Raw genomic sequence first — 10,336 nt, 5'->3', positions numbered from 1 at the left:
GCGCGGCGGCGTCCCGTCGCGGCCTGCACAAGAGCCGGGCCGCAAGGCGCGCGGCGGCGTCCCGTCGCGCGGACCGGTTGTCCGGGGCGGGCTCGTGCTCGGGGGCGGGCCGGCGCGGCGCGGGCTCGCGATCCGCCGCAGACTCCTGACCAAGGGCGGGCTGATGCGGGCCGCGGCTGTGATCCGGCCCCGCGGCCGTGGACCCCTCAGCCTCGGACACCTCAGCCTCGGGCTGGGAGGTGGTGGACGGATCAGCCTCGGGCGAGGCGGCCTCGGGCAGGGCCGTCTCCGGCACCGACCGGTCCGGTCGAGCCGTCCCCGGCGCAGAAGAGGCGGAGCCGGAGCCCCCGGGCTCAGGTCCGGCCCCCCGCGGCACACCCGGACGCGGCGCGGGCGGGTGCGCAACGCGCGGGCGCGGTGTGAAGGGTTCCGGCCCATCCGGTTCCGGCATGCCGGGTTTTGGCGTGGCCGGGTGTGGCGCGGACGGTTCCGGCCGAACCGGTTCCGGCATGTCCGATCGCGGCATGTCCGATTGCGGCCTGTCCGATTGCGGCGTGGCCGGTTCTGGCACGGACGAGTTCGGGACACCAGGGCGCGGCGCGGACGGTTCCGATCCATCCGGTTCCGGCCCATCCGGTTGTGGCGTGTCCGGTTGTGGGGTGTCCGGTCGCCGCGCCGACGGGTCCGGGGCGGCCGGGGCCGGTGCGCCGCCGGGCGGAGCGGCCGGTGCACCGGGGGTGGCGGGGGTGGCGGGGTCGGTGACGGGGGTGGGGGTGTTACGGCCCGGGATGAGGCCCAGCATGCACATCAGCAGCACGTCGGCGCGCAGCTGGTCCATGGTGCGCGGGTCGCCGTTGTTCTTGAAGGCCTTGGCCAGGGCGGTGATGCGGTTGGCGGCGGCGACGGTGGCGATCAGCGGCAGGTTCACCCCCAGCAGCGTGGCGGTGCCCTGCTCGTCCTCACGCACCTCCATGCGCCGGTCCTTCTGCGCCGCCCTGGCCTTGGCCGCCACCTCCTCCGCAGCCAGCTCGGCGACCGTGGCCGCGACAAACGCGCGCAGCCGGCCGGTGGTCATCGACGCAGCGTGCGGGAGCACCGCCGCCTCGACCCTGCGCATCGCCGCCTGAGACAGGCCGGTCAGCCCGGTGACGATCACCTTGGCGCGGGGCAGGTCGATCGCGGCCGACTTCAGCAGCGCCCCGGTGGCGGGCAGATCATGGGTCAGGGCGTAGGCCAGGCCCTGCAGCACACCGGCCGAATACTCCGTCAGCGTCAGCGCCAGCGAGATCTCACTGCAGACGCCCTCGCTGACGTCGCTGGAGCAGATCACCCCGTCTCGGGTGTAGCGGGCCTGATCCCGCGCCTCCAGCTCGGCGACCGCCTCCAGCTCGGCGGCCTGCGCCCAGGAGGTCAGCCGCCGCCAGCCGATCATCACCGAGATCAGCTCATGGTTCTTCAGCGTGCCCATCGCGGCGCCGGTCCCGGCCAGACGCTCCAGCAGCACCGCCAGCCCCGCACCCGGCGACATGAACTCGGCATCCTCCGCAACCAGGCCCGCAGCATCCGCACCGGCATCCGCGCAGGCATCCTCCGAGGCGGCCGCGCAGGCATCCCCGCAGACAGCGTCTGAGGTGGCCACGCGGGCGTCCCCGCAGGGATCCTCCGAGGTGGCCGCGCGGGCCTTCGCGCAGGCATCGTCCGTGGTGGCCGTGGTGGCCCCGGCGGCTACGGTGGCTGCATGAGCCGGGTGGGCCGAGTGGGCGGCAGGGGCTGGGGCGGCAGAGGGGCCGGTTTCCTCCGGACGGGTGCGGGCCGGGGTGTCATCGGGGTGGGTGGGTTGCGAGGCGGCCTGGGCGTTGGTATCGCGGGGGCGGACCGTTTGATCGGGCGGCCGGGTGGAAGGCGCGCTCGGCGTGGGGGACGGGGCAGGGGCGGAGCCCGGCGCCGAAGAGCCCGGTGATGTGGAGCGGGGGGAAGGGGAGCCCGGTGAGGTGGAGTGTGGTGAGGTGGGGTGCGACGGGGAGCGGGGGGAAGGGGTGGCGGGGCCGGTGGCGGCGGCCATGGGTCACCTTCCTTTCGCTTCCTTGGCGGGCTGGCCGGCTTCTATTCTCTCGCGTTCAGGTCGAACATGCGAACGAAGCATTTGCGACATGGGCGGAAATGGCGAGGCAGATCAGAAGGCTTAAGGGAAGATTTTTTCGAATGAGCGAGGGCCTGAGCCGACTGAGGGCTCGCCACACCCAATGATCAATGCGTCGGCGGTCAACGCGTCCATCAAAACCTGCCGAGGGGATCGGATGGGACGATCATCTGGACGTCCGGGGCGCTGCCCGGCAGCACCCACGACCCGACCGCGGCCCGGATCCGGGGGCTCTTGCGCAGGCTGGAGCGGGCCGGCATTCTCACCCTGGCCGACAAGGGCTACCAGGGTGCAGGAAATCCGCTGGTCACGCCCTGCAACGGCAAGAACGGGCCAGAGTCCCATAGCAGCGGCCATCGCGACGACGTCACCCGGCTCATGCCTTGATCAAGGCCATCCCACCGGTACGCGGCCGCGTCGGCCGACCGCGTAAGCGACCGGACCGCCTCTACGCCGACCGCGGCTGTGACAATGACAAGTACCGCCGCATGGTCTGGCGCACCGGCATCAGACCCATCATCGCCCGACGCGGCACCCCACGCGGTTCCGGCCTGGGCACCCACCGGTGGGTGGTCGAGCGGACGATCGCGCTCCTGCGCTGGTTCCGCCGTCTGCGCGTCCGCTGGGAGGTACGCGACGACATCCACGAAGCGTTCATGAAGCTAGCTGCGGCAATTATCTGCTGGCGACGCCTCGTCCGGTGATCTTTCTATTTGGACCTCTAAGCTCGGAAGTCCGCTGGGGACGACCCGCCACGACGGACCCGCGTGACGCCCGGGCCAGGTGGGCCGGGCGTCATCGTCGCGTGGTGTTTCTTGACGGCAGCACGCTGCCGGGTGGCGCGTGGCCCCACAGGGCTGACAGTGGGGTGATGAAGATCTTTTCGCCGGAGGCCAGGTTCGTCGTGCCCAGGTGGAGGACGTAGCCCGCGACGAAGCGGTCGCCGAGGTGGTCGCGCAGCCAGCGCAGGTGCTTGGCGTCCTCGCTCTTGGGCGTGGCCGAGGCCTTCACCTCGATGCCGATGAGGCGGCCGTCCCGGCGTTCCAGGATGAAGTCGATCTCCCGCTTGTCTCTGTCCCGGTAGTGGCGGACGGCGGTCTCCCGCGCGGCGAAGCCGGTCAGCTTGAGCAACTCGGCGAAGACGAACGTCTCCAGCAACTCGCCCAGGCCGGGATGACCTGGGACCAGGAGCATCTCCGGGTCGGCGTCCAGCAGGTAGGCCGCCAGGCCGCTGTCGGTGACGTACGTCTTGGGTGCGTGGGTGACCCGCGAGGACAGGTTGTTCGACCAGGCGGGGGCCGATGCCACGAGGAACACGGTCTCCAGGTAGGCCAGGTAGGAGCGTACGGTCGCCGCGTCCAGGCCGAGCCGGTTCGCGACGCGGGACACGACGAGTTGTCCGCCGGTGTTGGCAGCAACCAGGGCGATCAAATCGGGGATCGCCTGGGCCTTGTGGATCTGCGCGAACTCTCGGATGTCACGAGAAATCACCGTGTCGAGGTAGCCACGGAACCAACTCCTGATCGCGGTTCGGGAGCTGAGCCGTACCACCTCCGGGTAGCTGCCCTGGCATATCAGGCGGATGTAGTCCTCGCGCGTCCAGGAGGGGTCACCGGCGAGGACGGAACCGGGCTCTTCGAAGATCTGATCGCAGATCCTCCCGTCCCCGCCCGTACGCTCGCTCATCGCGAAGGGCCACAGATCCACGAAGGCGACCCGACCGGCGAGAGACTCGGAGAGTGTGGGAACGCTCAGAAACCGCGTAGAACCGGACAGGACGAACTGTCCCGGCGACCAGTCGTCGTCGACCATCTGCTTGATGGCGAGGATGAGCGGATCCCCCGCCCGCTGGATCTCGTCGATAATCACCGGCTTGGTGCGTCTCCGCACGAAACTCAGCGGATCGTCCCGGGCGATGGAGAGCTGCGCGGGATCGTCGAGGGTGACGAAGACCCCGTCCATGCCTGTGTGGCATGACTTCAACAGCGTGGTCTTGCCCGACTGCCGCGGGCCGTTGACCACCACGATCCGCAGCTCGCCGAGGAGTTCCTTGAGGGTACGGCCAGCCAGCCTGGGAAGAATCTCCAGGACTACCTCCTACCAGGACAATCACCGATGCGCGGAGGCCATCATTCCAGATCCGCGAGGGTAATGTTCCCCAATCTGCCGCGTCGTCAGTCCTGAACCTGCCGAAGGGAAAATGCCCAATCTGCCGTGCCGACAGTCCTTAATCTGCCGGGGCAAAAATCGCCGATCTGCCGTGGTCGTCAATCCTCAACCTGCCGAGGAGAAGATCCCCACTCTGCCCGGGAAGCGACCGGCGCCTGGGGCCGGCCCGCCAAGAGCGGGCGGGTGGGTGTGGTCAAGAGGTGGAGGTGGACTTGGAGGTGCGGAGGGGGAGTTCGCGTAGGAAGAAGACGGCGATGGCGCCCAGGAGGGCCGGGGGGACGGCGAGGAGGAAGACGACGCTCATGGCCTCGGCGAAGGAGTGCACCACGATGTGGCGGACGGCGGGGGCCAGGTCGCGGATGGCCTCGGGGGTGCCGAGGTTCACGGGGCCGGTCAGCGTGAGCTTGGCGGCGGCGAGGAGGCGGGTCATCTCGTCGTGGACGAGGTTGGTGAGGAGGGCGCCGAAGGCGGCCACGCCGACCGCGCCGCCGAGGCTGCGGAAGAAGGCGACGCCGGCGGTGGCGACGGCCATGTCGCGGCGTTCGACGGCGTTCTGGGCGGCGAGCAGGAGGGTGGGCATGCTCAGGCCGAAGCCGGTGCCGAGGACGGCGACCTCCACGCCGATCAGGACATGGGGCGAGCCGGCGTCCAGGCGGGACAGCAGGGCCATGCCGGTGGCCACGAGGAGCAGGCCGATCGTGGGGTAGATCTTCCAGCGGCCGAAGCGGGTGACGAGGCGGCCGGAGACCAGCGAGCCGGTGACGTGCGCCAGGACCATGGGGAGGGTCATCAGGCCGGAGTTCATCGGGCTCATGCCCTTGACGATCTGCAGGTACTGGGGCAGGTAGATCATCATGCCGAAGAGCGTGATGCCGACGAAGTGCGAGGCGGCGCCGCTCAGCACGAAGGTCCGGTCGCGGAACAGGCGCGGCGGCAGGATCGGGTCGGCGGCGCGGCGCTCGGCGAGGACGGCCAGGGCCAGCAGGACGAGGCTCAGTCCGAGCAGGCCGAAGGTCTGCGGCGAGTTCCACGCGAACTCGTGGCCGCCCAGGGACAGCACCAGCATCAGGGACGCCGCGGATCCGGTGATCGTGAACGCGCCCCACCAGTCGATCCGGGCGTCGCGCTTGACGCGGGGCAGCAGCAGCTTGCGCTGCACGACGAGGAGGGCCACGATCGCGAACGGCACCGCCAGGTAGAAGCACCAGCGCCAGCCGAGGCCCTCGGCGTCCACGAGCAGGCCCCCGAGCAGCGGCCCGGCCACGGTGGAGATGCCGAAGGTCGCCCCGACGTAGCCGTTGTAGCGCCCGCGCTGCCGGGGCTCGACCACGTCGCCGAGGATGACCTGGACCAGCGCCATCATGCCGCCCGCGCCCATCCCCTGTACGGCTCGCGCCGCGATGAGCGTGGCCATGTCCTGCGCCATGCCCGCCGCCACCGACGCACCGGCGAACGTCACCAGGGCGAGTTGAAACATTCGCTTGCGACCGAACAGGTCCGACAGCTTGCCCCAGAGCGGCACCGACACCGTCATGGTGAGCAGGTTCGCGCTCGCCACCCAGGAGAGCTGGTCCTGCCCGCCGAGTTCGCCGACGATCGTCGGCAGCGCCGTACCCACCACCGAGGTGGACAACATCGAGGTCAGCATGGCCAGCAGCAGCCCCGACAGGATCTCGAGCACTTCCCTGTGGGTGTAAACGCGCCGCTCCGCGGCTGCCGTGGTCGGGACGTCCGGTCGGATGCCTGTCTCAGTCACGAACGCCCCCTATACATGTACCGTGCACATGATTTTTAGTAGACGCCCGTTTACTTGTCAATATTCCGGTCGGTGAGCACTACAGTGCACAGGGAGACGATCAGAGACGTCCGGGGCGACCGGACGCGAGGGGACGGCAGCGACCATGGACACCCAGCTGAACGCCTCGCCGGCCGCGACCGGGGGCCCGGCCCGGCCGTGTCGGGACCGCGAGGCCACCACCCGGCGGATCCTGGAGGCCGCCACCGTGCTGTTCGCCGAGCACGGGTACGACCATGTGACCATGCGCATGATCGCCAACGCGGCGGAGGCCAACGTCGCCCTGGTCAACCGCTACTTCGGCAGCAAGGCAGGGCTGTTCGCCGAGGTGCTGGCCTCCCGCTCGCCGCTGGAATCGGTGATCGAGGGCGACATCGAGGGCCTGCCCGCCCGGCTCGCGGCGCATGTGGCGCGGCGGCTCAGCGCGGAGACCGCCGACCCGGTGGCGCGGGCGATCGACCGGGCCGGCAGCAGCCCCGAGATCCGGGTGATCCTGCGCCAGCGCGTGGAGAGCGCCATCCTGGGACGGCTCACCGACAGACTGGAGGGCCCGAGGGCACGCGAACGCGCCACCCTCGCCACCGCGATCATCCTCGGCGGCGGCTCCCTGCGCCGCACGTTCGACCAGGACGCGGCCCAGGACCTCGACCTGGCGTCGCTGGAACGCCGCCTCACCGCCATGTTCACCGCGTGCCTCACACCGTGACCGCGCCCGGCGCACGCGGTCACACCGAGGGCGGAGCCAGCCCGGCGGCCTTCCCGCCCTCCACACACACCCGCACCCGGAACGCGTGACCACGCGGTCGGCGGGCGCGAGGCGACGCGAGTGCGCTCATCCGGGTGACTCGCGGCGCTTCCCGCAGCCCGCCGTCCGAGGTCGGAGTCGCCGGCTTCCCGCTCGATGAGGCGGACGCGGTCCTCGTGGGTCGCGCCCATGTGGGTGCCTCACCCGGCGCACGCGGTCACGCCGAGGGCGGAGTTATCCCTGCGGTCTCCCCGCCCTCCACACATCCGTACCCGAACCCGCGTGACCACGCGGCCGACGGGCGCGAGGCGACGCGAGTGCGCTCGTCCGGGTGACTCGCGGCGCTTCCCGCAGCCCGCCGTCCGAGGTCGGCGTCCCCGGCTTCCCGGACACCCGGCGTACGAAAGCGCCACGTCGCCGACGAGCGCGGCCAGGTTCCGGATCGCGATCAGGACGCCAGGTCGCGGATCCGCTCGATGAGGCGGACGCGGTCCTCGTGGGTCGCGCCCATGGGGGTGACGTTCAGGGTGGTGACCCCGGCCTCTCGCATCGCGGCCAGCCGCTCGCGTACCTGGCCCTCCGAGCCGACCAGCGAGATCTTCTCCAGCAACTCCCGGGGTACCAGCGCGGCGGCCTCGTCCTTCTTGCCGGACAGGTACAGCTCCTGGATCTGCTCGGCCTCCTTCTCGTAGCCGTAACTGCGGGCGAGGTCGTTGTAGAAGTTCTTGCCCTTGGCCCCCATGCCGCCGATGTACAGCGCGAGCATGGGCCGGGCGAAGTCGAGCAGGCCCGCGACCTCGTCGCCGTCGCCGATGGCGAGCATCGCCTGCACCACGATGTCCAGCTCCCCAAGCTCGGGATCGCGCTTGGCCTTCCCGGCGGCCAGCGAGGCGCCCCAGACGTCGGCGGCCTTCTCCGGGATGAAGAAGATGGGCACCCAGCCCTCGGCGATCTCGGCGCTCAGCTCGACGTTCTTCGGGCCGATGGCGGCGATGAAGATCGGGATGCGCTCCCGCACCGGGTGGTTGATGAGCTTGAGCGCCTTGCCGAGGCCCGTCCCGCGCTCGGGCGGCAGCGGCAGGGTGTAGTACCTGCCGTCGTGCACCACCCGCTCGCGCCGCCACACCTTGCGGCAGATCTCGACCACCTCCCGCGTACGGCCCAGCGGCGCGGTGTACGGGATCCCGTGGAACCCCTCGATGACCTGCGGCCCAGAGGCACCAAGGCCGAGCACGAACCGCCCGTTGGAGACGTAGTCGAGCCCGGCCGCGGTCATCGCCAGCAGCGTCGGCGTACGCGTGTAGATGGGCAGGATCCCGGAGGCGATCTGCAGCCGCTCGGTCTTGGCGGCGATGAAGCCCATCTGGCTGACCGCGTCGAAGCTGTACGCCTCGGCCACGAAGACGATCTCAAGCCCGGCCTTCTCGTAGTCGCCGAGCTCCTCCACCGTCTCCTTGAAGCCTCCGGCGTAGTTGATGGTCATCCCGATCCGCATGCTGTCGCCTCCAGCCACCAACCGAATAAAGTTCTATTGGCCGACAGCCTAACGACTCCCGCCGCCCAAACCAACAACACCCCCCGAACAGACCGGCGGACCCTGGGCGGCGCAGATCAGCCCGCAGCGGCCCCGCGTCGATCGGGTCAATCGCGTCGACGTGAGTACGGAGTCGATGTGACGCAGTCGATGTGAGTACGGACGGGCCGGACGGATCAGGCCGGGCCGGAGGCAATGGGCAGGCTCGGAAGGATCAGGCGAGGCCGGGCGAAGTGGCCAGGCGGCCCACGCGGGCGAGGTCCTGGGCGGTGTCGATGTCGGCGGGGTCGGAGACGTCCTCGCAGGGAACGTCGGTGATCAGGTCGGCGTTGCGGCGCAGGAAGGGGCGTGCCCCGACGTCCCCGACCGCGAGTTCGGCGACCTCGGCGAAATGCTCGCGGGCGATCAGCACCGGGTTGCGGCGCCGTCCGCTGTAGGTGGCGACCGCGACGGAGGCCCCGGACTTCCAGGCGGCGACCAGCCGCCGGACCGCCTCGGCACCGACGAGCGGCTGATCGACCAGCGCGACGACGACGGCCCGCGCCTGCGGCGGCAGCGCCGCCAGCCCCACCCGGAGCGAGGACCCCATGCCGCTCTCCCAGTCCGGATTGCGCACCGCCACCGCGCCGTTCACCTGCACGGTGGCCGCGCCGAGCACGACCACGACGGGGTGACAGCCACCCTCGTGCAGCAGCCGCACCCCCCGGTCGGCGAGCAGTTCACCACCGAACTCCACCAACGCCTTGGGCGTGCCCAGCCGAGTGCCGCCACCCGCCGCGAGCAACAGCCCGGCCACCCCGTCGTGTGATCGCCCCGGCACGGCGCCCACCCCTCTCACGATCTTGAACCACTCTACGCCTCCACGGCCCACATCGTGAAACCCACGCGACATGCGTGGCGGCGATCTCCGGGCCAAGGAATGTTTTTTCATCCTCGGGCTGCTGCATGGTCTTGCAGCACGGCGATGGCCTTAGTGGGCGTTTTATCCTGGGGTTTCTGTCTGATCCTGGGTCAGGTGCGCGGATGGTGGGTGGCGGTGGCGATCTGGTCGATGAGCGTGGTGCCGGCGACCGAGTCCTGCACGGAGGCGGCGGTGACCAGTACCGCCGGCAGTGGTCCGAGGGTGTCGACGACGATGCCGCGCTTGCGGCCGACGATCTTTTTGGCGGCGTCGATGCCCTGGTCGGCGGCGGGGACGTTGGTGGAGGTCTTGACGCTCTGGGCGTCCAGCACGCAGGCCGATGGCTCGGGCTGGCGGCCCTCCTGCGCGCACCGCTTGGCGCCAAGCCCGGCTCCGACCGACGCCCGACCGGAGAGGCAGCCCGTACCGACCTGCGGGACATCTTCGACGCGGTCTTGTATGTGAACCGGACGGGGATCGCCGTCCAGCACCACCCGGACGGCTTCGTCCTTGAACTCCCGGCTGAATCGCGGGTTACGTTCCGCCACAGCCTTCCCTTCCGGTTCCCCCGCAACCCTAGTTGGGAAGGTGTCCGGAAGATCTGGGGCACCTCACTGCCCGCCGCTGGCCGAAGCGTGGTCGATACCGGGATCGAGACGTCCGCTAATGATCTTATGTTCTGCCCGGAACCAGTTGTGGCCGGTCTGTGATCGAGATCGCATTGCCTCTCGATGGATATCGGCCGGGCTGCCGAGCAGTGCCTTCTTCGCAATGAGGTGAGGGCTTGCGCGTTCCTTGTCACGGCGCATGACCGAGTGGTGTCTGATTCGGTATTGACGGATCCACGATAGTCGATCACAGTGTGGATGATCATTTTTATGTCGTCTTTAGGTGTATAAATGGCGGCCGACGGGCCGTGTTTCTCGCTCTGGTGTGGAGGGTGCGGCCGTGGCTGCTCGGCATGCTCGAATTCCATTATCTGGGCTGGTCGTCACTCTTGTTCTGGGGGTGTTGGTCGCCGGGGCGGGCCTGCCGGACGTAGCGCTCACTCA

The 10,336-nt window shown here is 69.9% G+C and carries 8 protein-coding genes and 3 pseudogenes; 4 read left to right on the top strand and 7 right to left on the bottom strand.

Annotated elements, in window-relative coordinates:
- Nucleotides 1-1,528: DUF222 domain-containing protein (locus tag AB0K60_RS37200; RefSeq protein ID WP_364066391.1), on the bottom strand; the 1,528-nt coding region annotated here is incomplete at its 3' end.
- A 768-nt stretch (nt 1,529-2,296) separates the two neighbouring features.
- Here AB0K60_RS37200 and AB0K60_RS37195 point away from each other — a divergent pair.
- Nucleotides 2,297-2,527: pseudogene (locus AB0K60_RS37195) on the top strand (transposase family protein); the annotation flags it as partial.
- Entirely contained in the window at nt 2,524-2,844 is a 321-nt protein-coding gene (locus AB0K60_RS37190; RefSeq protein WP_364066389.1) for a hypothetical protein, read from the top strand. The pseudogene AB0K60_RS37195 and the gene AB0K60_RS37190, both read left to right, overlap by 4 nt.
- A gap of 91 nt (nt 2,845-2,935) precedes the next feature.
- Here the strand turns inward: AB0K60_RS37190 and AB0K60_RS37185 are convergent, their stop codons facing one another.
- Nucleotides 2,936-4,162, bottom strand: a complete 1,227-nt coding sequence (locus tag AB0K60_RS37185) for an ATP-binding protein (protein ID WP_364066394.1) — start codon at nt 4,160-4,162, stop codon at nt 2,936-2,938.
- A 340-nt stretch (nt 4,163-4,502) separates the two neighbouring features.
- Nucleotides 4,503-6,065 carry an MDR family MFS transporter gene (locus AB0K60_RS37180; protein WP_364066387.1) on the bottom strand — a complete coding sequence of 521 codons (1,563 nt, stop codon included), beginning with the start codon at nt 6,063-6,065 and terminating at the stop codon, nt 4,503-4,505.
- Between the two features lie 145 nt (nt 6,066-6,210).
- On the opposite strand from AB0K60_RS37180, the gene AB0K60_RS37175 reads away from it, so the two are divergent.
- A complete protein-coding gene (locus AB0K60_RS37175; protein WP_364066384.1) occupies nt 6,211-6,810 on the top strand; it encodes a TetR family transcriptional regulator in 600 nt (199 codons plus the stop codon).
- Between the two features lie 487 nt (nt 6,811-7,297).
- Here the strand turns inward: AB0K60_RS37175 and AB0K60_RS37170 are convergent, their stop codons facing one another.
- The 3 genes and pseudogenes from AB0K60_RS37170 to AB0K60_RS37160 form a co-directional block, all read right to left on the bottom strand.
- Nucleotides 7,298-8,344, bottom strand: a complete 1,047-nt coding sequence (locus tag AB0K60_RS37170) for an LLM class F420-dependent oxidoreductase (protein WP_364066382.1) — start codon at nt 8,342-8,344, stop codon at nt 7,298-7,300.
- 253 nt (nt 8,345-8,597) lie between these two features.
- Nucleotides 8,598-9,203, bottom strand: coding sequence for a nucleotidyltransferase family protein (locus AB0K60_RS37165; protein WP_364066380.1), 606 nt, complete (start codon nt 9,201-9,203; stop codon nt 8,598-8,600).
- Between the two features lie 224 nt (nt 9,204-9,427).
- Nucleotides 9,428-9,649: pseudogene (locus tag AB0K60_RS37160) on the bottom strand (transposase); the annotation flags it as partial.
- A 5-nt stretch (nt 9,650-9,654) separates the two neighbouring features.
- Here AB0K60_RS37160 and AB0K60_RS37155 point away from each other — a divergent pair.
- Nucleotides 9,655-9,781: pseudogene (locus tag AB0K60_RS37155) on the top strand (IS5/IS1182 family transposase); the annotation flags it as partial.
- Between the two features lie 114 nt (nt 9,782-9,895).
- On the opposite strand, the gene AB0K60_RS37150 reads toward AB0K60_RS37155, so the two are convergent.
- Nucleotides 9,896-10,093, bottom strand: a complete 198-nt coding sequence (locus tag AB0K60_RS37150; protein ID WP_364066396.1) for a hypothetical protein — start codon at nt 10,091-10,093, stop codon at nt 9,896-9,898.
- Nucleotides 10,094-10,336 lie beyond the last annotated feature (243 nt).

Source organism: Thermopolyspora sp. NPDC052614, assembly GCF_040678635.1.
Taxonomy (GTDB): Bacteria; Actinomycetota; Actinomycetes; order Streptosporangiales; family Streptosporangiaceae; genus Thermopolyspora.
The sequence above is the reverse complement of the archived record's forward strand: the minus strand, read 5'-3'. Positions and strand labels throughout refer to the sequence as shown.